Source organism: Frigoribacterium sp. VKM Ac-2859 (assembly GCF_013204925.1).
In the GTDB taxonomy this organism is placed as follows: domain Bacteria; phylum Actinomycetota; class Actinomycetes; order Actinomycetales; family Microbacteriaceae; genus Frigoribacterium.
In genome coordinates, this window is record NZ_JABMLC010000001.1 from 471,193 (window position 1) to 496,200 (window position 25,008).

Genomic DNA, 25,008 nt, shown 5'->3' on the forward strand with positions numbered 1-25,008 from the left:
CTAGTCGCGAGCCGTCGAGCGGAACCCCGTGATCATGACCGCGACGATGAACGCGACGACCGAGGCGCCGAGCAGGGCGACGACCACCAAGACGGACGTCGACAGGCCGGTGAGGCCCACGGCCCGGACGACGAATCCCTGCCAGGCGAACGAACCGAGGTCGCTCAGGAGCAGACCGAAGCCGACGACGGTGCCGACCACGACGCCGGCGACGACGCCCACCGGACCGCGGCGGGCGACGCGGGTGGCGTCGTCGGGGCGGGTCGAGACCGAGGCGAGCGCGGTCAGGCCGACGAGGCCGGTCGCGACGGGGACGGCGACCGTGGCGAGGACGGCCGAGGCCACGGCCAGGGCGGGGACGAAGGCCAGCACGACGGCCGCGACGACGATCAGCGCGGCCGTGGCGGCGACCACGAGCGCGAGGGGACGACGCAGCAGGGGCGGGACGGGGGCGGAGGCGACCGTCTGCCCGTCGGAGGCCGACCGGGTCGGCGCGACCAGCGCCTCTTGGTCGGCTGCCGCCCGGGGGTCCGGGGCGTCGGCGGAGTCGGCGGAGTCGCCGGCGTCGAGCGCGAGGGGACGGGGGCCGGTCGACGGGACGACGACGGGAGCCGAGGTCGGGGTGGCGTCGGCCGGGCGCGCGTCGCGGTCGGCGTCCGGCGCGTGGCCCGCCTCGACGACCGGCCTGGCCTGACGGATCGCCCCGGGCGTCACGACGGGCAGGACCCCGGTGAACCGGAGGCGCGTGGCCTCGAGGGCGCGCGCCGCCTCGTCCGTGCCGACGCGGGTGATCTCGTCCTCCCAGGAGGCGAAGCGCGCGGCCTCGACCGCGCGCAGGGCCAGCTGGGCCTGGACGACGGCCATCAGGTCGATGGTCGCGGTGTCCTCGAGGCGCTTCTCGACCAGGCGGGCGAGCACCTCGTCGTCGAGCGTCATGCGCTCCGGGGGCTGGGGCAGGTCGTCGGGCACCGACACGGCGAGCACCGGCAGCGTGATCGCCGAGGTGTCGACCGAGTGACGGGCCACGCTCGCCGGGCGGGCCTCGAAGGCGTCCGTGGGCACGACGACGTCGAGGACGACGTCGGCGCGGTGCGCGGGGATCGGGACGGGACGGGGCACCACGGGAGTGGCGGCGTCGACGGGGCGGACCTCGGCGTGGCGCGTCTCGGCCTGACGCGTCTCGGCCTGACGGTCCTCGGTCGTGTCGTCGAGCCGGTCGACGGGGGTCTCGTCAGTCTCGGAGGTCTCGGGGGCGAGGGTCTGGTTCACGGGGTGGTGCTCCTGCTGGTCCGGGCGAGCGGAGGGCTCGGGGACGGTGTCGTCGAGGGGTGCGACGAACGTCACACGGCGCCGGTGGAACGTGACGTCGTCGTCGAGGGGTGCGATGCCCCCGACGCTCGCGGTCTGCACGTTGTCGGCCATGCTCGGATGGTAGGTGACGAACGGCCCCGCGACGGGCGGACTCGCCGGTCCGACCGGCACATTCGTCGTCCGGGGTGCCCCGGCCGACCCCGGGGCGTCCTCGGAGCCCCGAGCGTCAGGAGGCGCGGGTCAGGTGGGCGAGCACCTCGCGGGACACTCCTCGCGAGCCCAGGCCGAGGTGACCCGACCGGGGGTGCACGGCGAGCGTCGCGTCCGGCAGGCCGGCGACGGTCCGCGCCACCAGGTCGAGGGGGTAGAAACCGTCGGCACCGCCGGCCACGACGAGCGTCGGGGCCGTGACCTCGCCCAGGCGGTCGCCCACGTCGAACGAGTCCTCGGCGTCCAGCGTCACGACCAGGTCGTCGTGCCGGTCGCCGACGACGAAGTGGTGTGCCACCCGACCGAGGCGCCGCAGGGCGTTCGAGGACGGGACGCCGGTGGTCGTCTGACCGAGCATCGCGGCGGAGGCACCTCTCGCGTCACCGGCCCGGAGGCGCTCGGCCGTGCGCCGCTGGGCCTCGCGGCCGGCCTCCCCCAGCCGGTGGGCGGAGGACACGAGGACCAGGCGACGGACCAGCTCGGGGTGGTCGACGGCCAGACGGAGGGCGATGCTGCCGCCCGTCGAGGTGCCGACCACGTCGATCGGGCCGTCCGCGATCTCGGCCGCGGCCCGGGCCACGTCGTCGGCGAGGTCCTCCATCGTCGTGCCCTCGGGCAACCCGCGGCGACGACCGAGCGTCCAGAGGTCGAGCCGCCGGACGAGCGGCGCCGTCTCGAGCCGCAGCAGGGTCCGGTCCCAGGTCGAGGGGTGGTGGCGACCCGGGCCGACCCCGGGCAGCAGGATCGTCGGGGCGCCGCTCCCCCGGCGCACGAAGGGCAGGCCCGCCACGGTGCCCCTGGTCGTCGCGCTCCGGGGGCTCACGGCCGGCCCAGCCGCCGGAACCGCGCGGGGGCGTCGCCGCCCTCGACGAGGTCGACGAGGATCGACCCCACGAGAGGCGTGAACTTGAAGCCGTGCCCGGAGAACCCCGCCCCCACCACGACGGGGCCGACCCGGTCGAGCACGAAGTCCTCGTCGTCGGTGGTCGTGTACGTGCAGCTGATCGGGTCGGCGGTCTCGGCGTCGACGCCGGGCAACCACTCGCGGGCGTACCGCCGCAGCTGCTCGAGCTGCCCGGGGTCGGGTTCGAACGACCGGCGGTCGGGGTGCACGACGGGTCCGGCTCCGTGCCAGCCCGCCTTGACGCCCTCGCCCGGCGTGAGCATGCCGTAGACGACGCCCGGCCACCACGACTCGCCGGGTCGGTCGGGGTCGGGACGGTGGTTGACGCTCGGCCACACGGCCTCGGCGTCGGTCACGGCGAAGTGCGCCGGTTGCTCCTGGGTCACGGTGAGGCGAGGGAGGCGGACGAGGCCCCCGACGACGTCCTCGGTCCAGGCGCCCGCCGTCACCACGACCCGCCGGGCGACGATCTCGTCGTCCGCCGTGACGACCCGGACGCGCTCCGGCCCCTCGACGTGCAGGCCCGTGACCGGCGTCGACCAGCGCAGTCGCGCCCCGTGGGCCTCGGCCGCCCGGGCGAGGACCGTCAGGGCCTCGGCGGCCCGGATGCGTCCGCTGCCCGGCACGTGCAGCACCTCGGTCTCGAAGCGGATGCCCCTCCACCGCTCCCCCGCCTCGGCGGCGTCGACCAGTTCGCTGGGGACGCCCGCGTCGACGTGCAGGGCCCGCATCCGACGGAGCATCGCCGGGCGACCGTGGTTGACCACCCCGACGAGGTCGAGCAGCGGGGTGCCGGTCTCGTCGGCCAGCGCGTCCCACCGCCGCCGCGCCTCCTGCACGAGGGCGACGTAGTCGGCGTCGTCGTAGGCGACGTTGAGGTTCCGGGTCGCGCCGTGGGAGGCACCCCGGTGGTGCCCCTGCTCGAAGCGCTCGACGAGCACGACCTCGTGTCCGCGCGACGCGGCCTGCCAGGCCGTCGCGAGGCCCATGGCGCCGCCGCCGACCACGACCAGGTCGACGTCGACGCGGGACGGACTCGGCTGACCGGACGACATCCCCCGAGCATAGGAGGCGCGGTGCGGCCGCGCCCCCGGCTCACGCCCCGTGGCACGCCCGTCCCCTGGCCCGCCGACGGGGGCTGCTGTGGCCGGGCCGCGTGCCGGTAACATCCCTCGACGGCCGCCACGGGGCGCGGCTCGCGCAGCAGCAGGGGGAACTCGTGGACCGACCAGACGACCGGACGACGACCGAGGGGGCCTCGGACGCGACCCCCGTGTCCGTCGTGGCCGAAGGACTCGTGCAGCGGTTCGGACCGCTCGAGATGCGCGTCCTGCCGAGCGACTACCCCGCCGGCGCCGTCGGGGTCCCGGGAGCCGGCCATCCCGAGATGCTGCGCGTCCGGCTCGGCGCCACCGAGTTCGTCGACCTGGGGCACGACGGATCGCACTGGTTCGCGGTGCCCCTGCGCATCGACGCCTCGGGGCCCACGCCCCTCGAGCAGCGGCGCCGGGACCCCCTCGGCGTCGGGGTGGGCGAGGAGACGTCCGTGGTGCTCGACGCGGCCTCGGCCATGGTGCGACGGTGGGCCGCCCTGGTCCCGCCCGCGTCCCGTCTGGGCACGGCCTGGCCCGCACCGCAGGCGTTCGCGTCCGGTGCCGTCGCGGGTGCCCCGGCACCGAGGCGACGGCGGGGCGTGCTCCTCGGCGTGCTGGGTGCGGTGGGCGTCCTCGCCTTCGGCGGGATCTGCTTCGCCCTCTACCAGGCGAACGGGGGCGAGGGAGGCGTGATCGAGACCGGTTCCGAGCTCGTGAGCGAGCTCACCACCGGGGACTGCTTCGACATGACGGAGGGGATCGACGACGAGTACCAGACGTTCGTCGACGTGACCGCCTGCGGCGAGGTGCACCACTTCGAGGTGTTCGCCGAACCGGTCCTGGACGACGAGGCGTTCCCCGGCGACGACGAGGTCGGGCAGCTCGGCGACGACGCGTGCTTCGAGGTCTTCGACGACTACGTCGGGTCCGCCTGGGAGGACTCGGCCCTCGACTACGGCTGGTTCACGCCGACCGAGGACACCTGGGCCACCGGCGACCGCGAGGTCACCTGCTACCTCGCGACCGCGCCCGAGGGCGAGTCGGCCAGCCTGGCGGGCAGCGGGCGCTGACCTGCGCGGCGGGGTCGAACCGGCGACACGAACGGGGCGGCCCCGTCCGCCGTCGACCTGCGATGATCGGCGGATGACCTGGCGCAAGCTCCTCAAGGCGTTCCCCACCGTGATCCTGGTGGTCGACATCCTCATCAGGATCGTGTCGGTGGCGGTCGTGCCGCGCAACCGGCGACCGAGTTCGGCCATGGCGTGGCTGCTGGCGATCTTCGTCGCCCCCATCCCGGGCAGCGTCCTCTACGGTCTCCTCGGCAGCACCAAGCTGCCGAAGGACCGGCGGGACAAACAGCGCGAGATCAACTCGCTCATCCTCGAGAACACGCAGGGTCTCGACAACCGCGTGCCTACCGACACCCAGCCTCCGTGGTTCGGGACGGTCGTCCAGCTGAACCGCACGCTCGGTGCCATGCCCCTCATCCCCGGCAACACGACGCGGCTGCTGCCGGACTACGCCGGATCGATCGCGGCCATGACCGAGGCCGTCGACGCGGCCGAACGATACGTGCACGTCGAGTTCTACATCTTCACGCGCGACGAATCGACCTTCCTCTTCTTCGACGCGCTCAAGCGTGCCCACGACCGTGGCGTGAAGGTGCGGGTGCTCTACGACCACTGGGCCACGATCCGCAACCCCCAGGGCCGGGTGACGCGCACCTGGCTCCGCGACTCCGGCATCCGTTTCGAGGAGATGCTGCCGTTCCACCCCACGAAGGGCATGTGGCGCCGACCCGACCTGCGCAACCACCGCAAGATCGTGGTCGTCGACGGCGACGTGGCGTTCACCGGCTCGCAGAACATGACCGACCCCAGCTACAACAAGCGCGGCAACATCCGACGCGGCCTGCAGTGGAAGGACCTCATGGTGCGGCTCGACGGTCCCGCCGCGATCGGCCTCAACGCGCTCTTCATCACCGACTGGTACAGCGAGACGGACGAGTTGCCCACGGACGCCGGGGCCGAGCCGCCCGTCGAACGACGCGGGGGCGACGACGCCTACGAGTGCCAGGTCGTGCCGAGCGGACCCGGGTTCGACGGGGAGAACAACCTGCGGTTGTTCAACGCCCTGGTCTACGGCGCGCAGGAACGCCTCATCATCGCGAGCCCCTACTTCGTGCCCGACGAGTCGATGCTCTACGCCATCACCACCGCGGCGGAGCGCGGGGTGGACGTGCAACTCTTCGCCTGCGAGGTCGCCGACCAGTTCCTCGTCTACCACGCGCAGCGCTCGTACTACGAGACGCTGCTGCGGGCCGGGGTGCGGATCTTCCTCTACGAGAAGCCGATCGTCCTGCACTCGAAGCACTTCACGGTGGACGACGACGTCGCGGTGATCGGCTCGAGCAACATGGACATGCGGTCGTTCAGCCTCAACTTCGAGGTGTCGCTCATGGTGCGCGGAGCGGGCTTCGTCGACCAGGTCCGCGAGGTCGAGGCGGACTACCGCGCGAAGTCGCACGAGATCACCCTGGCGAGCTGGCTGACGAGGCCCGCTCCCCTGCAGGTGCTCGACAACGTCGCGCGCCTCACGGCGGCGGTGCAGTAGGTCCGCCGTCTCCGGGCGGCCCGGCCAGGGGTGGTCGGCCGGTGGACGGTCGACGCCACGAGGGGCAGAGTGTCGGCATGGACCAGAAGGAACACCTCAGCCGGTACCTGACCCGTTCGCGCGACGACCTGGTGCGCAAGCTCGACGGACTGTCGGAGTACGACGTCCGTCGCCCGCTGGTGCCGAGCGGCACCAACCTGCTCGGGCTGGTCAAGCACGTCGCCACCGTGCAGCTCGGCTACCTCGGCGACGTCTTCGGGCGACCGAGCGGCATCGAGACGCCGTGGTTGACCGACGAGAGCGAGCCCGAGGCCGACCTGTGGGCGACTCCGGACGAGAGCCGGGGCTTCGTCGTCGACCTCCTGCAGCGGTCGAACGCCCACGCCGACGAGACCGTCCGGGCGTTGCCGCTCGACGCGCCCGGCGACGTCCCCTGGTGGGGACCCGACCGCCGTGCCGTCACGCTGCACCAGATCCTCGTGCACCTGACCGTCGAGACCGCCCGGCACGCCGGCCACGCCGACGTCGTCCGCGAGTTGATCGACGGCGGCCTCGGCAACGGCCCCGCCGACCCGAACGTGCCGGACCGCGATGCCGACGGATGGCGACGACACCACGACCGCGTCGAGGCCGCCGCCCGCGCCGCAGGCCACTGACCGCCCCGCGCCACCGTCCGCCGCCGGCCCGCGCGCCCCGACCCGTGACGCCGGCAATTCCTGCCTCCCGTCGCGAGACCGGCCTGACCGCCCCGCGGGCGGCACGTGCCGCCGCAGGGACCAGGAGTTGCCGACGCGCGGGTCAGGCGAACAGCTTGCCGACCTCGGTCGCGAGCTGCTGCGCACCCAGCACGACGAAGAGCACGGCGCAGATCCCCATGAGCGAGTTGCTCACCCACCGGCTGCGCCACTCGGCCGGCGTGCGTGACGAGTTCAGCAGCCAGAGCAGGGTGATCGCCAGGAACGGCATGAAGAGCGCCCCGAGCACCCCGTAGAGCACGATCAAGCCGATCGGCCGGTCCAGGAAGAGGATCGCCATCGGAGGAACCGTGAGCCAGACGACGAAGACCCGGTAGTAGAGGCCGCCGATGCGGCGTCGGGGGTCGTCCGCGTCGAGACCGCGAAGGGTGCCCACGAAGTCGGCGAACATGAGCGACACGCCGTTCCACACGCCGAGGATCGACGAGAACGAGGTCGCGAAGAACCCGATCAGGAAGAACCAGGTCATGAAGGTGCCGTAGCGCTCGCCGAGGACGGCCGCGAGCTGGACCAGCCCCCCTTCTCCGTCGGCCAACGCGATGCCGCCGGAGTACAGGAGCTCGGCCCCGACCACGAGCATCGCGAGGACGAAGACGCCGCTCACGACGTAGGCGACGCCGTTGTCGAGTCGCATGACCTTCATCCAGCCCGGACTGTGCCAGCCCTTCTCGCGCAACCAGTAGCCGTAGGCGGCGAGCGTGATGGTGCCGCCGACCCCGCCGGTGACGCTGAGCGCGACGACCAGCCCGTTCTCGGGGATGGTCGGCACGAGACCGGCCGCGAGTTCGCCGAGGTTCGGCAAGGTGACGATCGCCGAGCCGACCACCGTGACGAACATGAGGCCGACGAAGAAGGCGATGACCTTCTCGAAGAACGAGTACTTGCCGAACCACACCATGACGCCGCCGAGCACGCCGGCGCCGATCGCGAACACCTTGAGGTCGACCCCCGGGAAGAGCGCCTGCAACGGCAGCGCGGTCGAGCTCATCGCGGCGGCCCCGTAGACGAAGCCCCAGACGACGACGTAGACGCCGAAGTACACGCTCGTCCAGCGCCCGAGCGATCGCCACCCCTCGAAGATCGACCGCCCCGTGGCCAGCGACCATCGCCCGGCGCCCTCGACGAGGGCGATCTTGACGACGACGCCCACGACCACGGTCCAGGCGAGGGCGTAGCCGAAGCGGGAGCCCGCGACGAGGGTGGCGACGAGGTCTCCCGCCCCGATGCCGGTGGCCGCGACCACCAGCCCCGGGCCGATGACGCGCCATCTCTTCGTCGAGACGGGGGTCGTGAGGTCGGGTGTCCGGAGGGCGTCGTCGTCGGCAGCCATGTCGGCCAGTCAACCGGCTCCGACGAGAGGCGACCACCGTCGCGCGACGGATGTCGTCGAATCGTGACGTCTCGGCAAGCTCGCAGGAGGCGCCCCTCGCCAGGTCCGGGTCGGGAGCGTAGCGTCACCGGGGTGATGCCTCCCTCCGCGAGAACCGTCGGCGAACTCAGGCGCTCGGGGCACGTCCCCAAGCCCCTCCGCACCGAGATCCGAGACAACCTGCTCGACGCCCTGCGCGAGGGACGTGATCCCTGGCCGGGGCTCCACGGCTTCCGGTCCACGGTCATCCCGCAGCTGGAACGGGCCTTGATCGCGGGCCACGACATCGTCCTGCTGGGCGAGCGCGGTCAGGGCAAGACCCGCCTGCTCAGGACCCTCGCCGGTCTGCTCGACGAGTGGTCCCCCGTCATCGAGGGGTCCGAATTGGGCGAGCACCCGTTCGAGCCGATCACGAGCGAGAGCCGCCGTCGCGCCGCCGAGCTCGGCGACGACCTGCCCGTCGCCTGGCGGGGACGCGACGAGCGCTACGTCGAGAAGCTGGCGACTCCCGACACGAGCGTCGCCGACCTGATCGGCGACGTCGATCCGATGCGGGTGGCCGAGGGACGCAGCCTCGGCGATCCCGAGACGATCCACTTCGGGCTCATCCCCCGGGGCCACCGCGGCATCGTCGCGGTCAACGAGTTGCCCGACCTCGCCGAGCGCATCCAGGTGGCGATGCTCAACGTGATGGAGGAGCGCGACATCCAGATCCGCGGCTACGTCCTGAGGCTGCCGCTCGACGTGCTCGTCGTGGCCAGCGCCAACCCCGAGGACTACACCAACCGAGGGAGGATCATCACCCCCCTCAAGGACCGCTTCGGTGCCGAGATCCGGACGCACTACCCGACCAAGCTCGCCGACGAGGTCGCGGTCGTCCGTCAGGAGGCCGACCTCGTCGCCGAGGTGCCGGACCACCTCGTCGAGATCCTGGCGCGCTTCACGCGCGCGCTCCGCGAGTCCCCTTCGGTGGACCAGCGCAGCGGCGTCAGCGCCCGCTTCGCGATCGCCGGGGCCGAGACCATCGCAGCCGCCGCACTGCACCGTGCGACCCGGCAGGGCGAGGACGAGGCCGTGGCACGACCGATCGACCTCGAGACGGCCGTCGACGTGCTCGGCGGCAAGATCGAGTTCGAGTCCGGAGAAGAGGACCGCGCCGAGGAGGTCCTCGAGCACCTGTTGCGGACGGCGACCGCCGAGACCGTCCGTGCCCACTTCCGCGGGCTCGACTTCGACGGGCTCGTCGACGCCCTCGAGTCGGGCGTCATGGTGACGACCGGTGAGCAGGTCACCGCCCGGGACTTCCTGGCCGGTCTGCCCTCGCTCGGCGAGGACGACCTCTACGACCGCGTCGCCGAACGGCTCGGCGCGACGACCGACGGCGGGCGCGCCGGGGCGATCGAGCTGGCGCTCGAGGGCCTGTTCCTGGCCCGACGCGTGAGCAAGGAGAGCGGCGACGGTGAAGCGGCCTACGGTTTCTGAGGTGCGACGTGGCTAGGGCGAACCGTCGCCTGCACCGGGCCGCGCGCTACCAGAGGTACGCCGACGGGCCCGACCCGCTCGCGCCTCCTGCCGATCTCTCCGAAGCACTCGACGCCGTCGGACGGGACGTCATGGCGGGCACGAGCGCCGAGGCGGCGCTCCGTGAGTTCCTCCGGCGCGGTGGTCGCGACCGTACCGGTCTCGACGACCTGGCCCGGCAGGTCGCCGAACGTCGGCGGGCCCTGACCCGGGACCACCACCTCGACGGCACGCTGCACGAGGTCCGCGAGCTGCTCGACCGGGCCCTCATGGCCGAACGCGCCCAGCTCGCCCGCGACGTCGACCTCGACGACGGCGACCGCGCCCTGGCGCAGCTCCAGCTCGACAGCCTGCCGCCGTCCCCGGCCGGCGCCGTCGCCGAGCTGTCGGACTACCGCTGGCAGAGCCGGGAGGCCCGGGACGCCTACGACGAGATCAAGGACCTGCTCGGTCGCGAGATGCTCGACCAGCGCTTCGCGGGGATGAAGACCGCCCTCGAGAACGCCTCGGACGCCGACCGCGAGGCCGTGGCCGAGATGCTGCGCGACCTCGACGACCTGCTCGCCGCCCACGCCCGTGGTGACGACACCCCGGAGCAGTTCGACGACTTCATGGCGAAGCACGGGGCGTCGTTCCCCGAGCAACCGGGCGACGTCGACGCGTTGATCGACGCCCTGGCCGCTCGTGCGGCCGCCGCCCAGCGCCTCCGCAACTCGATGACGGCCGAGCAACGGGCCGAGCTGGACGCCCTGGCCCAGCAGGCCTTCGGCTCCCCCGACCTGATGCAGTCCCTCGAACGGCTCGACGGCACCCTGCGTGCCCTGAGACCGGGGCAGGACTGGAGCGGCTCCGAGGGCATGGACGGCGAACAGGGCCTCGGGCTCGGGGACGGCACGGGGGTCTTCCAGGACCTCGCCGACCTCGACTCGCTCGCGGAACAGCTCGCCCAGCAGTCGCACGGATCGTCGCTCGACGACGTCGACCTCGACGCCCTGCGCCGGCAACTGGGCGAGCAGGCCGCCGTCGACGCCGCGGCCCTGCGGCGGCTCGAGAAGGCCCTCCGCGACTCGGGTGCCCTCCGCCGTCGGGCCGACGGCACGCTGGCCCTGACGCCCCGGGCAATGAGGCAGCTCGGCAAGGACCTGCTGCGCGACGTCGCGGCGAAGATGTCGGGACGAGCGGGGAGGCGCGAGTTGCGGTCCGCGGGAGGCCTCGGCGACCGCTCCGGCGCGAGTCGCGAATGGGCGTTCGGCGACACCGAGCCGTGGGACGTCACCCGGACGATCACGAACGCGGTCACGCGGACCGCCGCCGGGGGCGGCCGGACCGACGGCGGGGTGCGGATCGAGATCGGCGACGTCGAGGTGCACGAGACCGACACCCGGACGCAGGCCTGCGTCGCCCTGCTCGTCGACACGTCGTTCTCGATGGCGATGGAGGACCGCTGGGTGCCGATGAAGCGCACGGCCCTCGCCCTGCACACCCTGATCACGTCGCGCTTCCGCGGCGACGACCTGCAGCTCATCGGGTTCGGCCGGCACGCCGAGGTCATGCCGATCGAGCAGCTCGTCGCCCTCGACGCGAAGTGGGACAAGGGGACGAACCTCCACCACGCCCTTCTGCTGGCGAACCGGCACTTCCGCAAGCACCCGACCGCGCAGCCCGTGCTGCTGATCGTCACCGACGGTGAGCCGACCTCCCACCTCGAGCCCGGCGGCGAGGTCTTCTTCGACTACCCGCCGCACCCCGTGACGATCCTGCGGGCCGTGGAGCAACTGGACGTGGCCCGCCGCCTCGGCGCGCACACGACGTTCTTCCGGCTCGGCGACGACCCGGGGCTCGCCCGCTTCGTCGACGGGATGGCGCGGCGCGTCGACGGCACGGTGACCGCCCCCGACCTGGACGACCTCGGAGCGGCCGTCGTCGGGTCGTACGTCAGAACACGGGCCACGGAACCGCCGGCATAGGGCCGTGCGGCTCGGGGAAGACGGAGGACGCGAGCAGGCGGGCGCAGCGGTCGTCGAGCGCCTCGAGTTCGTCCGACGTCACGAGCGGCGCGAGGGCCGTCCCCAGGCCACCGGACAGACCGGCCCGGACGCGCTCGACCCCGGCGAGTTCGTCGATGGTGAGCGGATCGCCGATCCAGCCCCAGAGCACGGTGCGCAGTTTGTGCTCGGCGTGGAAGGTGAGTCCGTGGTCGACGCCGTGCCGCCGCCCGTCGGGCAGGGCGAGCACGTGGGCGCCCTTGCGGTCGGCGTTGTTGACCACGACGTCGAACACGGCCATGCGTCGGAGCGCCTCGGTGTCCTCGTGGATCAGGGCGACCGGTCCGTCGTCGCCGTCCCCCTCGAGGACGAGACGCCATCCGTCGTCGGGCAGGTCGTGGGCCGGCACGAGGTCCACTGCGTCCTGCTCCGGGTCGACGTCCTGCCAGAGCTGGACCATGCCTTCGCCGAGCGGACCGTCACGGAGCCAGGTGCGCGGCACGACGTCCCAGCCCATGGCCTCGGAGACGAGGTAGGCCGCGACCTCACGGTCGGCGAGCCTCCCGTCCGGGAAGTCCCAGAGCGGCCGTTCACCGGCGACGGGCTTGTAGATGACCGACACGTCACCGAGGCGGGCCAGGAAGGACGCATTGGACGCCGTGCGGATGCGACCGGTGAGCTCGAGCTCGACGTCGTCGGACGGAACCGCGTCGGGCACGTCGGCCGGCGCGTCCTCGGTCGACGCCGAGGACATCAGAGGTCGCCGGACAGGACGCAGAGGTGCCCCTCGGGGTCGATCGGCTGCCCGCAGAAGGGGCAGAGCGGCCGACCGGCCCCGACGATCTCGAGGGTCCGAGCCGCGAACGCCCTCGCCGTGCCGACGGGGATGCGGACGACCAGGACCTCGTCCGGCTCGAGCTCGGCCTCGTCGACGTCGGCGTCGTCCGCCACCTCGACGAGCGGGAACGCCTCGATGACGACCTGGGCGGTGGACGGATCCCAGCCGAGGCTGAGCGCCCCGGCCCGGAACTCGGGTTCGACGGGTTGGTCGAGCGGCTCGTTGTCGACGAGCTCGACCGGGATGCCGGTGGGCACGCTCACCGTGTTGCCGTCGGCGGCCATCACCTGGTCGAGGATCTCGTCGATCTTCTCGGCGAGGGCGGCCGACTGCATCTTCTCGAGGCCGACGCTCGTGACCCGCGCCCCGTCACGGGCCTGGAGGTAGAACGCGCGGGAGCCGGGACGGCCGATGGTCCCGACGACGACCCGATCCGGCCAGTCGAAGGTGTGGACGATGGAGGGCATGCCGCGAGTCTACGAGCGCCCCGCCGCCGACGCTCAGGTCGCGGCAGGCTCGTCGCCGGCGGCGTCGCCGCCCGCCGGACCCGCGCCTCCCCCGACGGCGGCGTCGGCGGCGGGAGCCGCCTGCCGCAGCCACGAGAGGTCGCCCGAGTCCGTGTTCGTCGCGACGACGTCGGGTCGGTTCGGCCCGTAGCGCACGATCGACACCGAGGCCGGGCCGACGCTGATGCGCTGGAACAGGTCGAGGTGCATGCCGTAGGCGTCGGCGAGGATCGACTTGATGATGTCACCGTGACTGACGGCGACCCACACGGCGCCCGGACCGTGTTCGGCCTCGAACGCGGCGTCGTGCCGGCGGACCGCGGCGACCGCCCGGGACTGCATGGTCTGCAGCGACTCGCCGCCCGGGAAGACCGCGGCGGACGGCTGGTTCTGCACGACGGACCAGAGGGCCTCGCCCGCCAGGTCCTTGAGCGGCCGACCCTGCCAGTCGCCGTAGTCGCATTCGGTGATGCCCCGCTCGACGGGCGTCGCCGGCGTCCCGGTCTGACGGTCGAGGATCGCCCGGGACGTCTGACGGCAGCGTTCGAGAGGACTCGACACGACGCCGACGAGCGGCACGACGGCGAGCCGGTCGGCGGTCCGCCGCGCCTGCTCGCGTCCGACGTCGTCGAGCCGGACGCCGGCCGTCCGTCCGGCGAGCACGCCGCTCGCGTTGGCGGTGGTGCGTCCGTGTCGGACGAGGACGAGGGTGGCCATGCGTCGAGCCTAGACACCGGGAGCCACCGTCGACGCCGGACGCCGGCCGCTCGGCGCCGGGGAGGGGCCGACGAGGAGGCGCGGTGCCCGGACGACCGGAACCGCGCCTCCTGCGGGCTGCCGCCCCGGCGTCTCGGCGGGACTACGCGGTGGCGGCGGTGAGGGCCTCGACGAGCGGGGTCGTCGGACGACCGATCAGGCGGGCGAGGTCGCCGCTCGTGTCGGCGAGCAGCCCGTCGCGGATGTTCCCGTCGAGCGCGACGACGAAGCCGACCGTGCCCTCGTCCAGGCCGAAGCCGCGCAGGCGCTCGGCGTGCTGCTCGGGCGTGAGCGACTCGTAGCGGACGGGTCGGCCCGTGACGGTCGTGAGCGCCTCGGCGAACTCGTCGAAGTCCCAGGCGTGGTCGCCGGACAGCTCGAAGGTGCGACCGGCGGTCGACTCGTCGAGGGCCGCGACCGCGGCGGCCTCGGCGTAGTCCCGACGGCTGGCGCTGGCGAGACGGCCGGCCCCCACGCTCGCGGCGACCACGCCGGAGTCGCGGGCGGTGGCGATCTCGCCGACGTAGTTCTCGGTGTACCAGCCGTTGCGCAGCAGCGTCGTGGGCACCCCGGAGGCGGCGAGGTGCTCCTCGGTCGCCTTGTGCTCGGGCGCGAGGATCAGGGGCGAGGTCGAGGCCGCGAGGACGCTCGTGTAGACGATGCGGGCGGCACCGGCGGCCTTCGCGGCGTCGATCACGGCGGCGTGCTGCGGGACCCGCTGGCCCACCGCGTCGCTCGAGATCAGGACGACGACGTCGCCCGCGCCGATGACGGCCGCGATCGTGTCGGGTCGGGTGTAGTCGAGCTCGGCGGTGCGGACGCCGCGCTCGGCGAGGTCGGCCAGCTTCGAGACGTCGCGCGACGTGGCGACGACGCTCTCGGGGGCGGCGCCGCGGGCGAGGAGGGCCTCGACGACGAGGCGGCCGAGCTGGCCGGAGGCGGCGGTGACGATCGTGGACATGGTGTTCCTTTCGGTTGCGTGCCCGGGACAACGACGACGATCCACCGGGACTTCCCATCTGCAGGTACGCACCTTTTCGTAAGCTACTGACGTGGACGTCGGAATAGTGAACCCTGCCCGCCCTGCACCCTCGGGTCGTTTCCCGGCGGAGTGCCCGAGCCGCGTGGTGCTGACCCACGTGACGAGTCGGTGGGGAGTGCTGATCCTGCTGGCGCTCGAACGCGGGCCGATGCGGTGGGGCGAGTTGCGACGCGAGATCGAGGGCGTCAGCGAGAAGATGCTCGCCTCGACCCTGAAGACCCTCGAGGCCGACGGCATCGTCCATCGCGCCGCCCAGCCGACGATCCCGCCGCGGGTCGACTACTCGCTGACCGAGCGCGGCACCGACCTGGCCGCCCGCCTCGTGCCGCTCATGGACTGGATCCTCGACAACGCCGACGAGATCGTCGGGGGCCGGTGAGCGGTCGGTCGACCGATCAGGTCGACGCCCCCGCTGCCAGGTACGTGGACGCGAGGTAGGCCGTCGCACCCACGATGAAGACGACGAAGATCGGCATCGCGACCAGCAGGAACGTCCTCTCGCGGGGCGGGACGTAGGCACTCGACTTCCGCAGGGTCGACGCGAGCATCCCGACCCCGAGGCCGGGGAAGAGCAACAGCGCGAAGGTCGGCAAGGAGTGTTCGACGCCATGTCGCCGATACGGCGTGGTCGTCCACACCGGGACCTGGGTCCAGACGAGGACGACCAGGCCGAGCGAGACGACGATGCCGACGACGAGGGCCACGCGCATCCACCGGACGAGCACCCGCCCCCGAGCGACGTCGTCGTCCGTGAGCGGCACCGTACGGGGCGTGCCGTCGGGCCGGGTCGTCTTCAGGTCGATGGTCACGTGGTGATGCTAGCGAGTCGGGACGGACCTGTCTGCTCCTCCGCCTCGACTCGCCTGCACGGGCGTCCGCCCATCCGCAGCTGGTTGAGTTCGACCTGACGACCGACTCGACGAAGGGGCAGGCAGCACATGGGCATCTCGGAGAAGGACTACGACGTCGCCGTCATCGGCGCCGGTCCGGCGGGCACCGCGGCGGCCCTGCGCGCAGCCGAACTCGGGGCCCGCGTCGTCGTCCTCGAGGCAGGGCGCGAGGGAGGCACCTGCGTGAACACCGGATGCGTGCCCACCAGGGTGCTGGCGAAGACGGCCCGGCTGATCCGCGAGACCCGGCACGCGGACGTCTACGGCGTCGGCGTCGCTCCCCCGACCATCGACTGGGCGACGACCGTCGCGCGCGTCCGGGAGCGCGTCGACGCGGTGCGGTCGATCAAGCGGGAGCCCGAGCGGTTCGAGGCCGCGGGCGTCGAGCTGGTCCACGAGGGCAGGGCCCGGTTCGTTGACGACTCGACCCTCGTCCTCGACAGCGGGCGCACGATCTCGGCGGCGTCGATCCTGATCTGCGTCGGCGGCCACTCGCGCCGACTGCCGATCCCGGGCGGCGAGTTGGCGACGGTGCCCGAGCACGTCCTCGACCTGCCGTCCCTCCCCCACCGGGTGGCCGTGATCGGCGCGGGCAACACGGGCGCACAACTCGTGACGGTGTTCGACGCGTTCGGCAGCGACGTGACGCTCCTCGACGTCGCCCCGCGGGTGCTGACGACGTCGGACGCGTCGATCTCGGAGGCGGTCTCCGTCGCGTTCACCGAGCAGGGCATCGACGTGCGCACCGGGATCGACGGCGTCGAGAGCCTCGCCCGAGCCGACGACGGCTCGATCACCCTGACCTGGCGGCAGGACGACGCGCACGCCCGGGCCGACTTCGACGTGGTCGTCATGGCGACGGGGTGGCCGGCGGACGTCGAGGACCTCGGCCTGGAGAACGCCGGGATCGAGGTGGAGCGCTCGTCCGTCCCCGTCGACCGGTACTTCCGGACCGTCGTCCCGCACGTCTTCGCCGTGGGCGACGCCAACGGCCGCGACATGCTCGTCCAGGCCGCCCAGTTCGAGGGGGAGGCCGCCGCCGAGAACGCCGTCCTCGGCGCCAACCGCCGCACGCCGCACCACCTCCTGCCCGCCGGTGGGTTCACCGACCCGGACTACGCCGGCGTCGGCCTCACCGAGGACGAGGCCCGCGAGGCGGACGAGTCGTGCGTGGTCGTCACGATCCCGTACTCGACCGTGGACCGGGCCGTGATCGACGACCGCGAGACGGGGTTCCTCAAGCTGATCGCCGACCGCCGTCGTGAGCTCGTGCTCGGTGCCCATGCCGTCGGTGAGAACGCCGTCGAGGTGGTCCAGGCGGTCACCACCGCCATGGCCGGCGGTGTCGACGTCGCCACCCTGGCGGAGGTGCGCTTCGCCTACCCCACCTACAGCGCGGTGATCGGGATGGCGGCCCGGGCCGTGCTGGCGGATCGCACCGCGCGCTAGGAGTCGGCGGGCGCCGTGACACGATGGACGCTCCGCCCCGACCGAAAGCCACGATGCGCCTCCTCCTGATCCGCCACGGCGAGACCGCCGACAACGTCGCCCGCACCATCGGCTCGCGCCCCCCGGGCCCGCCGCTGTCCCCGCTCGGCCGCGAACAGGCCGCCGACCTCGGGACGGCTCTGGCGGGCGAAGCGATCGTCGCCGTGCACTCCTCGCGCCTGCGCCGGGCCGGTGAGACCGCCGCGATCGTCGCCGAGGGTCTCGGCCTCCCCCACCACGAGGTCGACGGTGCCCACGAGATCGACGCCGGCGACCTGGAGGGTCTGCCCTACGCCGAGGCCCTGCCCCGGTACGCCGGCACCATGCAGCAGTGGTGGACCGACCCGGAGGCGCGCATCCCCGGTGGCGAGAGCGGCACCGAGTTCACGAGCCGGTTCAGTGGGGCGGTCGCTCGGGTCGTGGCGTCGACACCGGCCGACTCGACCGCGGTGCTCGTCTCGCACGAAGCCGCGATCTGCGTCTGGGCCGCCGACACGGCCCGCAACCTCGACGCCGCGTTCAGTCGCACCCACGGACTCCGCAACACGGGGTCGGTCGTCCTGGAGGGCTCGACCGAGGCCGGCTGGGACGCCCTCTCGTGGGACGGCGAACCCCTGACGCACTGAACCGCACGTCCGTCGACGGCTCCGCAGCGCCTCCTAGGGGCCGCCGAGCCAGTGGTCGATCCGGTGGTGGTCCGGCCGGAAGCCGTTCTGGACGCCCCACAACACCGCCTGCGTCCGACTCGTCGCGCCGATCCTCCGGTAGACCGACCGGATGTACGACTTGACCGTGTTCGGACTGAGGTAGGTCAGTGCCGCGACCTCGGCGTTGCTCTTCCCCTGGGTGATGAGGGCCAGGATCTCGGACTCGCGGTCGGTGATGCCCTCGCGGCGGCCGGGCCAGTCGAGGCCCGGTGCACTCGGCGCTCGCCCCCGCACCTCGCTGACGACCCGCTCGCCCCGGTGGACCGCCTCGAGCGCCTCGACCAGCTCGCGGGCACCGAGGGTCTTCGACAGGTACCCGTGCACGCCCTGCGCCAGAGCCGACTCGACGAGCTCGGGGTGGAAGTTCCAGGTGTAGACGACGACCTTGCCGGCCGCCGGGTTGGCGACCAGCTCGGCGAGCTCGTGATGGTCGGACTCCGGCTGGGCGAACGAGTCGTAGAGAACGACGTCGACCCGGTCGGACAGGGACGTCGTGGCGTCGATCTCGGCGACGACGACCCGGTCGCGGTAGCGGTCGAACATGTGGGCGAGACCGGCGAGCACGACGTCGTAGTCGTCGACGAGTGCGACGGTGATCGACCGGGTCGGAGCGAGGGGCATGAGGACACCATCCCACCCCGAGGGGTGTGCCGCCACACCTCCAGGGGTGGTCTGCTGGGTCCTGCGACACCACGGCACCGACGGTGCCGGTCGCCCATCTCTCCCGGAAGGAGAACACCATGATCGGTCTCATCATCAGCTTGCTCGTCGTCGGCCTCATCGCAGGGTTCATCGCCCGCGCGGTCGTCCCGGGTCGCCAGAGCCTCTCGATCGCCATGACGATCCTGCTGGGCATCATCGGTTCGTTCGTCGGAGGGTTCCTCGGCTTCCTGCTGTTCCAGCACGACCCCACGGACGGGTTCTTCCAGCCCGCCGGCATCATCGGCTCGATCATCGGCGCGATCGTCGTGCTGGTCGTCTGGGTCGCCGTCTCGGGTCGCCGCGGCGCCGCTCGCCGCTGATCCCGTTCCCGGTCGGGGCGGCCGCGGACGGCCGCCCCGCGGGCATCGTCCTGCCGGCGGCGTCCGCGGCCCGCAGGACGGAACGACGACCTCGTGCTCAGGCGGACTCCTCCGCGCTCGTGGTGTGCGGTGCCCCGACGGGCTTGGACTCACTCGAGCCACGCTGGCGGAGGAAGATCGAGAACACGATCATCGCTCCGACCGCCAGGAACTCCGACTGCCAGTTCTGCAGGGTCCTGTTCCAGAAATCCGGGGACGTGACGTACTGGAGCCAGGTCTCGGGTGGTGCGCCGTGTTCCGCGTTCTCCTCGTTCGCGACCACGGTCCCGCCGAGGGACTGTGCGAGCCAGGACGACACGAAGAGGGCGCCCATCACCAACAGGAGCGAGTTCGAGTACACGATGGATGCCCATCCGCCCCGGCGCGCCCACCCGGGCGACCCCGGCCGCGCGTGGTCTCCGACCGATTGTGCCTCGTCGCTGCCGACGCCCTCGTCCCCCGGTCGCTTCGACTCGGGCGACCCGCGTTGCACCAGCCAGATCGTCGCGGCGATGAACAGGAAGAACTGCAAGAACTCGGACTGCCAGTTCTCGGCCACGTCCACCAGGAAACTCGACGACGACACGAAGTCCCAGTAGGCGAGGGGCGGAAGACCGTGCACCGCGAGTTCCTCGTTGGTGGCGGCGAGCCCGGCGAACGACTGGCCCACGAGGGCGGCGACGAAGATCACGAGGAAGGCCGTGCTGAGCCCCTGGTCTCGGATGGCTCGACGCATCCTCGTCACCGAGCCGTCAACGGGACGGCGATCATCACGACGAGTCCCGCGACGATCACGCCCATCCACAGCCAGAAGACGGCGCGCATCCCCCGCGTCGATTCGGCGTCGTCGTCCTGCTGATCGCTCACCTGGTCACCCTCCTCGACGGGAATCGCCACGAGGCAGTCCTACGTCACCGGCTGCGCGGCGACAAGGGGCTTGCTTTCTCCTCCGGGTGCTGCTGTCGGACCGTCGCCAGCCACGCGCCGACGACGACGCCCGCAGGCGACCCGACACGGCGTCCGTGCCCCGACGGGCCGTGCGACCGAGGAGAACCGCGGTCGTCCGACCACCGTTCGTGAGGTGGGCCCTACCGGGCTCGAACCGATGACATCCACGGTGTAAACGTGGCGCTCTACCAACTGAGCTAAAGGCCCTCGCACCGGGACGAGCCGGGCGAGCGACTACAGGTTAGCGGGTGGACGAACGGACCCGCGCCTCCTGCGGTCGTGATCGCGGCCGTCAGGCCGAGACGGGGACGAGGAGGTCGAGCGCGGCGCGGTAGTCGGCGAGCGAGCGCTCCTGGCCGGGCTCCGTGCCGAAGTGTTCGCGGATCACCCCGTCGACGTCGATCAGGAAGGTGGTGCGGGTCGCGAAACCCTTGTTCTCGAGGAAGACGCCGTACTCCTTCGAGACCTCGCCGTGCGGCCAGAAGTCCGCCAGCAGGGTGAAGTCGTAGCCCTTCTCCTCGGCGAAGGCGCGCAGCGTGGCCTTGGAGTCGACGGAGACGACGAGCAACTCGACGCGGTGGTCCTGGAACATCGCGAGGTTGTCGCGGAGGGTGCAGAGCTCTTTCGTGCAGGTGCTGCTGAACGCCAGGGGGAAGAACACCAGCGCGACGGGCTTGACGCCCCGGAAGTCGCTCAACCGGACTCGCTCGCCGAACTGGTTCGGCAGGTCGAAGTCGGGAGCCTGGATGGCGTTCTCCAAAGCCATGGGTGCGTTCCTTTCGCGTCGACCCGGGCGGTCGGCGACTGACACGATCGCCGATCCTACGCCTCACTCGTCGGTTTCCACACGGTGGCGTGGCCGGACGTTCCCAGCGCGTGCCGAGCCTGTCCCGGTCCGGGCAACTAGAGTGGGCTGGTCAGGCGGAGTGCGTCTCGGAACCCGGGCACGACGGGCCTGACATCTGTTTGTCCACTCCACGCGGTGGCCCTCCAAGAGACGGCTGCTCCACACAGATGATTGAGGTCAAGGGTGACGGTTAACGATCAGGACCCGTACACGGTCGACAAGGCCGATCGCGATCCCGAAGAGACCGCCGAGTGGCGTGAGTCGCTCGACGCTCTCGTGAAGGCGCAGGGTCACGAACGTGCCCGCGAGATCATGAAGAGCCTGCTCACCCGGTCGAGCGAGCTGCACCTGGGCGTGCCGATGGTGCCGAAGACGGACTACGTCAACACCATCGCCCCCGAGGACGAGCCCGAGTTCCCCGGCGACGAAGACCTCGAGCGCCGCTACCGCAAGTGGGTCCGCTGGAACGCCGCCATCACGGTGCACCGCGCCCAGCGCCCCGGCGTCTCGGTGGGTGGCCACATCTCGACGTACGCCTCGTCGGCCGCCCTGTACGAGGTCGGCAACAACCACTTCTTCCGCGGTCAGGACCACTCCGGTGGCGGCGACCAGGTGTTCTTCCAGGGCCACGCCTCCCCCGGCATGTACGCCCGCGCCTACCTCGAGGGCCGGCTGGGCACGGACCAGCTCGACGGCTTCCGCCAAGAGAAGTCCCACGCCTCGGGCGGACTCAGCTCGTATCCGCACCCGCGCCTCATGCCCGACTTCTGGCAGTTCCCGACCGTGTCGATGGGCCTCGGTCCGATCAACGCGATCTACCAGGCGCAGGTCGCCAAGTACCTCACCAACCGTGGCATCAAGGACGCCAGCGACCAGCAGGTCTGGGCGTTCCTCGGCGACGGCGAGATGGACGAGGTCGAGAGCCGCGGTCAGCTGCAGGTGGCGGCCAACGAGGGCCTCGACAACCTGAACTTCATCATCAACTGCAACTTGCAGCGCCTCGACGGTCCGGTCCGCGGCAACGGCAAGATCATCCAAGAACTCGAGTCGTTCTTCCGCGGCGCCGGCTGGAACGTCATCAAGGTCGTCTGGGGTCGCGAGTGGGACACCCTGCTCGCGAACGACTCGAGCGGCGCATTGCTCAACCTGATGAACACCACGCCCGACGGCGACTTCCAGACCTACAAGGCCGAGAGCGGCGGCTACGTCCGCGACAACTTCTTCGGTCGCGACCCACGCGCCCTCGAACTCGTCGCGGACTACTCGGACGACGACATCTGGAACCTCAAGCGCGGTGGCCACGACTACCGCAAGGTCTACGCCGCCTTCAAGGCCGCGACCGAGCACAAGGGCCAGCCCACGGTCATCCTCGCCAAGACGGTCAAGGGCTACGGCCTGGGGCCGTCCTTCGAGGGGCGCAACGCCACCCACCAGATGAAGAAGCTCACGCTCGACAACCTCAAGCAGTTCCGCGACGAGCTCCGCATCCCGATCAGCGACGCCCAGCTCGACGAGAACCCGTACCTGCCGCCGTACTACCACCCCGGTCAGGACGACGACGCGATCCAGTACATGCAGGAGCGTCGTCGTGCGCTCGGCGGCTACGTGCCCGAGCGCCGGACCAAGTACACCCAGATCGCGGTCCCCGAGGCGAAGACCTACGACGTCGTCAAGAAGGGGTCGGGCAAGCAGGAGGTCGCCACCACGATGGCCTTCGCGCGCCTCCTGAAAGACCTGCTGCGCTCGCCCGACTTCGGCCACCGCATCGTGCCGATCATCCCCGACGAGGCCCGCACCTTCGGCATGGACGCGTACTTCCCGACGTCCAAGATCTACAACCCGAACGGTCAGCACTACACGTCGGTCGACCGCGAACTGCTGCTCGCCTACAAGGAGAGCCCGCAGGGCCAGATCATCCACGTCGGCATCAACGAGGCCGGCGCGTTCGCGGCCTTCACTGCCGTCGGCACCTCGTACTCGACGCAGGGCGAACCGCTCATCCCGGTCTACGTCTTCTACTCGATGTTCGGGTTCCAGCGCACCGGCGACGCCATGTGGGCCGCCGGCGACCAGATGGCGCGCGGCTTCATCATCGGTGCCACCGCGGGTCGCACGACGCTGACCGGCGAGGGCCTCCAGCACGCCGACGGCCACTCCCTGCTGCTGGCGTCGACGAACCCCGCGGTCGTCTCGTACGACCCGGCGTTCGGCTACGAGCTCGGCCACATCGTCAAGTCGGGCATGGACCGCATGTACGGCACCGACGAGCACGGCAACGCGTCGCACTCCGACCCGAACGTCATGTACTACATCACCGTGTACAACGAGCCGATGGCCCAGCCCGTCGAGCCCGAGGGCCTCGACGTCGACGGTGTGGTGCGCGGCATCTACAAGCTCAAGGACGCCGAGAACCTGGGTCCCCGCGCCCAGCTCCTGGCGTCCGGCGTCGGTGTGCCGTGGGCTCTCGAGGCGCAGCAGCTGCTCGCCGACGACTGGAACGTCGCGGCCGACGTCTGGAGCGTCACGAGCTGGAACGAACTGCGCCGCGACGGCCTGGCCGCCGAGGAGCACAACTTCCTGCACCCGAACGAGGAGCCGAAGACGCCCTACGTCACCGAGAAGCTGAAGGACTCCGAGGGCCCCGTCATCGCCACGAGCGACTTCATGGCCGCCGTGCCCGACCAGATCCGCGAGTACGTGCCCGGCGACTACCTGACCCTCGGGGCCGACGGCTTCGGTTTCAGCGACACCCGGGCCGCCGCCCGCCGGTTCTTCAAGATCGACGGACCGTCGGTCGTCGTCCGCACCCTGCAGGCCCTGGCCCGTCGCGGCGAGGTCGACCCCGCTGTGGTCCAGCAGGCGATCGATCGTTACCAGCTGCACGACGTCACGGCCGGCACCAGCGGCACCGCCGGCGGGGAGGCCTGACGACCCCGTGAGCGCCGAGCGGGTGCCCGGATCGCCCCTGCAGCCGTCCGCGGCCACGAAAGAGCGCACGCTCGCGTGGCTGCGGACGGTCTCGGGTGAGCTGTCCACCGCGACCATCAAGCGCCTCGAAGAGACGCTGCCCTGGTACGGGGACATGCCCCCCGGGCGCCGCTCGGCGGTCGGGCTCGTCGCCCAGGCCGGCATCACCTCGTTCATCAGCTGGTTCGCCGACCCGCGATCCACCCCGTGGATCGCAGCCGACGTCTTCGGTTCGGCCCCCCGCGAACTTCTCCGCTCGGTCAGCCTCACGCAGACCCTGCAGCTCATCCGCATCACCGTCGAGGTCGTGGAAGAACGCGTCAAGGACGGCGACGACTCGTTGCGCGAAGCGATCCTCCTCTACTCGCGCGAGATAGCCTTCGCCTCGGCGGACGTCTACGCCCGGGCCGCCGAAGCCCGAGGCCTCTGGGACGCCCGACTCGAGGCCCTGGTCGTCGACTCGATCCTGAGCGGCGAGTACGACGACGAGTTGCCCAGCCGCATCGCCGCGCTCGGATGGCACGGGCACGGTGAGGTCGCCGTCCTCGTCGGCACGGCTCCGCGGATGCTCGACGTCGACATGCTCCGACGCACGGCCCGGCACCGAGAGGCCGACGTGCTCATCGGCGTGCAGGGTAGCCGACTCGTGCTCGTCATCGGGCGGGCCGATCCGCTCGACGAGGCCAGCGCCTCCTCGACCCACCCCAGCTTCACCGAGATCGCGCGCGCGCTCGAACCCGGCTTCGGCGACGGGCACCTCGTGCTCGGCCACGAGGTGCCGAGCCTCGTCGACGCCTCGAAGAGCGCCAAGGCCGCCCTCGCCGGTTTCGCGGTCGCACGGGCCTGGCGCAACGCGCCCCGCCCCGTCCTCGCCGACGACCTCCTGCCCGAGCGCGCCCTCGCCGGGGACCCGGTCGCACGGTCGACCCTCGTCAACCGCATCTACAAGCCCCTCAAGACGCACTCGACCGAGTTGCTGACGACCTTGTGGTGCTACCTCGACAACGGGCGCTCGCTCGAGGCCACGGCACGCGAACTCTTCGTGCACCCGAACACCGTGCGGTATCGCCTGAAGCGCGTCACGGACGTGATCGGCTGGGATGCCACCGGCGCCCGTGAGGCGCTGATCCTCCAGTCGGCGCTCGTGCTCGGATCGATCGCCGACCCCGAGGGGTCAGGGGTCCGACGCAAGTGAC

General features: G+C 71.7%; 24 protein-coding genes and 1 tRNA gene. 11 read left to right on the forward strand and 14 right to left on the reverse strand.

What is annotated here, in order from left to right:
• The 3 genes from HQQ78_RS02210 to HQQ78_RS02220 all read right to left on the reverse strand — a co-directional run bounded on the left by HQQ78_RS02210 (position 1) and on the right by HQQ78_RS02220 (position 3,480).
• Positions 1–1,422, reverse strand: coding sequence for a hypothetical protein (locus tag HQQ78_RS02210; protein WP_173150911.1), 1,422 nt, complete (start codon positions 1,420–1,422; stop codon positions 1–3).
• Positions 1,423–1,537: 115 nt separating this feature from the next.
• Positions 1,538–2,311, reverse strand: a complete 774-nt coding sequence (locus HQQ78_RS02215; protein WP_173150912.1) for an alpha/beta fold hydrolase — start codon at positions 2,309–2,311, stop codon at positions 1,538–1,540.
• Between the two features lie 29 nt (positions 2,312–2,340).
• On the reverse strand, positions 2,341–3,480 hold the full coding sequence (locus HQQ78_RS02220) for an FAD-dependent oxidoreductase (protein ID WP_173150913.1): 1,140 nt from the start codon (positions 3,478–3,480) through the stop codon (positions 2,341–2,343).
• Positions 3,481–3,644: 164 nt separating this feature from the next.
• Here HQQ78_RS02220 and HQQ78_RS16300 point away from each other — a divergent pair, with 164 nt between their 5' ends.
• The 3 genes from HQQ78_RS16300 to HQQ78_RS02235 all read left to right on the forward strand — a co-directional run bounded on the left by HQQ78_RS16300 (position 3,645) and on the right by HQQ78_RS02235 (position 6,788).
• Positions 3,645–4,589 (forward strand): septum formation family protein, encoded by a 945-nt coding sequence (locus HQQ78_RS16300; protein WP_173150914.1) that lies wholly within the window; start codon positions 3,645–3,647, stop codon positions 4,587–4,589.
• Between the two features lie 73 nt (positions 4,590–4,662).
• Positions 4,663–6,132, forward strand: coding sequence for a cardiolipin synthase (gene cls / locus HQQ78_RS02230; RefSeq protein WP_056045533.1), 1,470 nt, complete (start codon positions 4,663–4,665; stop codon positions 6,130–6,132).
• 77 nt (positions 6,133–6,209) lie between these two features.
• A complete protein-coding gene (locus HQQ78_RS02235) occupies positions 6,210–6,788 on the forward strand; it encodes a DinB family protein (RefSeq protein ID WP_173150915.1) in 579 nt (192 codons plus the stop codon).
• 142 nt (positions 6,789–6,930) lie between these two features.
• On the opposite strand, the gene HQQ78_RS02240 is transcribed toward HQQ78_RS02235, so the two are convergent.
• Complete coding sequence (locus HQQ78_RS02240) at positions 6,931–8,217, reverse strand: Nramp family divalent metal transporter (protein ID WP_173150916.1); 1,287 nt, start codon at positions 8,215–8,217, stop codon at positions 6,931–6,933.
• A 135-nt stretch (positions 8,218–8,352) separates the two neighbouring features.
• On the opposite strand from HQQ78_RS02240, the gene HQQ78_RS02245 reads away from it, so the two are divergent.
• Together HQQ78_RS02245 and HQQ78_RS02250 are read left to right on the forward strand one after the other, a co-directional pair.
• Positions 8,353–9,738: a magnesium chelatase gene (locus tag HQQ78_RS02245; protein WP_173152090.1), complete on the forward strand. Its 1,386-nt coding sequence runs from the start codon at positions 8,353–8,355 to the stop codon at positions 9,736–9,738.
• An 8-nt stretch (positions 9,739–9,746) separates the two neighbouring features.
• The gene (locus HQQ78_RS02250; RefSeq protein ID WP_173150917.1) at positions 9,747–11,744 is read left to right on the forward strand and encodes a VWA domain-containing protein; all 1,998 of its coding nucleotides are present in this window, start codon (positions 9,747–9,749) and stop codon (positions 11,742–11,744) included.
• On the opposite strand, the gene HQQ78_RS02255 is transcribed toward HQQ78_RS02250, so the two are convergent.
• The 4 genes from HQQ78_RS02255 to HQQ78_RS02270 all read right to left on the reverse strand — a co-directional run bounded on the left by HQQ78_RS02255 (position 11,713) and on the right by HQQ78_RS02270 (position 14,823).
• The gene (locus HQQ78_RS02255) at positions 11,713–12,516 is read right to left on the reverse strand and encodes an SCO1664 family protein (protein ID WP_173150918.1); all 804 of its coding nucleotides are present in this window, start codon (positions 12,514–12,516) and stop codon (positions 11,713–11,715) included. The two genes, HQQ78_RS02250 and HQQ78_RS02255, sit on opposite strands and share 32 nt — an antisense overlap.
• The gene (locus tag HQQ78_RS02260) at positions 12,516–13,067 is read right to left on the reverse strand and encodes a DUF3090 domain-containing protein (protein WP_173150919.1); all 552 of its coding nucleotides are present in this window, start codon (positions 13,065–13,067) and stop codon (positions 12,516–12,518) included. The genes HQQ78_RS02255 and HQQ78_RS02260 overlap by 1 nt, the downstream gene beginning before the upstream one ends.
• Before the next feature lie 33 nt (positions 13,068–13,100).
• On the reverse strand, positions 13,101–13,823 hold the full coding sequence (locus HQQ78_RS02265; protein WP_173150920.1) for a histidine phosphatase family protein: 723 nt from the start codon (positions 13,821–13,823) through the stop codon (positions 13,101–13,103).
• Positions 13,824–13,965: 142 nt separating this feature from the next.
• Positions 13,966–14,823 carry an NAD(P)H-binding protein gene (locus HQQ78_RS02270; protein WP_159826469.1) on the reverse strand — a complete coding sequence of 286 codons (858 nt, stop codon included), beginning with the start codon at positions 14,821–14,823 and terminating at the stop codon, positions 13,966–13,968.
• Positions 14,824–14,914: 91 nt separating this feature from the next.
• Between HQQ78_RS02270 and HQQ78_RS02275 the strand changes: the two genes are divergently transcribed.
• Positions 14,915–15,283 carry a helix-turn-helix domain-containing protein gene (locus HQQ78_RS02275; protein WP_173150921.1) on the forward strand — a complete coding sequence of 123 codons (369 nt, stop codon included), beginning with the start codon at positions 14,915–14,917 and terminating at the stop codon, positions 15,281–15,283.
• A 16-nt stretch (positions 15,284–15,299) separates the two neighbouring features.
• Here the strand turns inward: HQQ78_RS02275 and HQQ78_RS02280 are convergent, their stop codons facing one another.
• Positions 15,300–15,713 carry a hypothetical protein gene (locus HQQ78_RS02280; protein WP_173150922.1) on the reverse strand — a complete coding sequence of 138 codons (414 nt, stop codon included), beginning with the start codon at positions 15,711–15,713 and terminating at the stop codon, positions 15,300–15,302.
• Positions 15,714–15,842: 129 nt separating this feature from the next.
• On the opposite strand from HQQ78_RS02280, the gene HQQ78_RS02285 reads away from it, so the two are divergent.
• Together HQQ78_RS02285 and HQQ78_RS02290 are read left to right on the forward strand one after the other, a co-directional pair.
• Positions 15,843–17,243 carry an NAD(P)/FAD-dependent oxidoreductase gene (locus tag HQQ78_RS02285; protein WP_173150923.1) on the forward strand — a complete coding sequence of 467 codons (1,401 nt, stop codon included), beginning with the start codon at positions 15,843–15,845 and terminating at the stop codon, positions 17,241–17,243.
• Between the two features lie 53 nt (positions 17,244–17,296).
• A complete protein-coding gene (locus HQQ78_RS02290) occupies positions 17,297–17,908 on the forward strand; it encodes a histidine phosphatase family protein (protein WP_173150924.1) in 612 nt (203 codons plus the stop codon).
• Positions 17,909–17,941: 33 nt separating this feature from the next.
• On the opposite strand, the gene HQQ78_RS02295 is transcribed toward HQQ78_RS02290, so the two are convergent.
• The gene (locus HQQ78_RS02295; protein ID WP_043592622.1) at positions 17,942–18,610 is read right to left on the reverse strand and encodes a DNA-binding response regulator; all 669 of its coding nucleotides are present in this window, start codon (positions 18,608–18,610) and stop codon (positions 17,942–17,944) included.
• A 119-nt stretch (positions 18,611–18,729) separates the two neighbouring features.
• Here HQQ78_RS02295 and HQQ78_RS02300 point away from each other — a divergent pair, with 119 nt between their 5' ends.
• On the forward strand, positions 18,730–19,011 hold the full coding sequence (locus HQQ78_RS02300; protein ID WP_123570784.1) for a GlsB/YeaQ/YmgE family stress response membrane protein: 282 nt from the start codon (positions 18,730–18,732) through the stop codon (positions 19,009–19,011).
• Positions 19,012–19,108: 97 nt separating this feature from the next.
• On the opposite strand, the gene HQQ78_RS02305 is transcribed toward HQQ78_RS02300, so the two are convergent.
• The 4 genes from HQQ78_RS02305 to HQQ78_RS02315 all read right to left on the reverse strand — a co-directional run bounded on the left by HQQ78_RS02305 (position 19,109) and on the right by HQQ78_RS02315 (position 20,764).
• Positions 19,109–19,786, reverse strand: coding sequence for a DUF6766 family protein (locus HQQ78_RS02305; protein WP_173150925.1), 678 nt, complete (start codon positions 19,784–19,786; stop codon positions 19,109–19,111).
• Between the two features lie 5 nt (positions 19,787–19,791).
• Positions 19,792–19,917, reverse strand: coding sequence for a hypothetical protein (locus HQQ78_RS16110; RefSeq protein WP_256415741.1), 126 nt, complete (start codon positions 19,915–19,917; stop codon positions 19,792–19,794).
• Positions 19,918–20,132: 215 nt separating this feature from the next.
• A tRNA-Val gene (locus HQQ78_RS02310) sits at positions 20,133–20,205 on the reverse strand.
• Positions 20,206–20,290: 85 nt separating this feature from the next.
• Positions 20,291–20,764, reverse strand: a complete 474-nt coding sequence (locus HQQ78_RS02315; RefSeq protein ID WP_056045573.1) for a peroxiredoxin — start codon at positions 20,762–20,764, stop codon at positions 20,291–20,293.
• A gap of 264 nt (positions 20,765–21,028) precedes the next feature.
• Between HQQ78_RS02315 and aceE the strand changes: the two genes are divergently transcribed.
• Together aceE and HQQ78_RS02325 are read left to right on the forward strand one after the other, a co-directional pair.
• On the forward strand, positions 21,029–23,773 hold the full coding sequence (gene aceE, locus HQQ78_RS02320; protein ID WP_173150926.1) for a pyruvate dehydrogenase (acetyl-transferring), homodimeric type: 2,745 nt from the start codon (positions 21,029–21,031) through the stop codon (positions 23,771–23,773).
• A gap of 7 nt (positions 23,774–23,780) precedes the next feature.
• Positions 23,781–25,007 carry a PucR family transcriptional regulator gene (locus tag HQQ78_RS02325; RefSeq protein WP_371740315.1) on the forward strand — a complete coding sequence of 409 codons (1,227 nt, stop codon included), beginning with the start codon at positions 23,781–23,783 and terminating at the stop codon, positions 25,005–25,007.
• The last annotated feature ends 1 nt before the right edge of the window (position 25,008 follow it).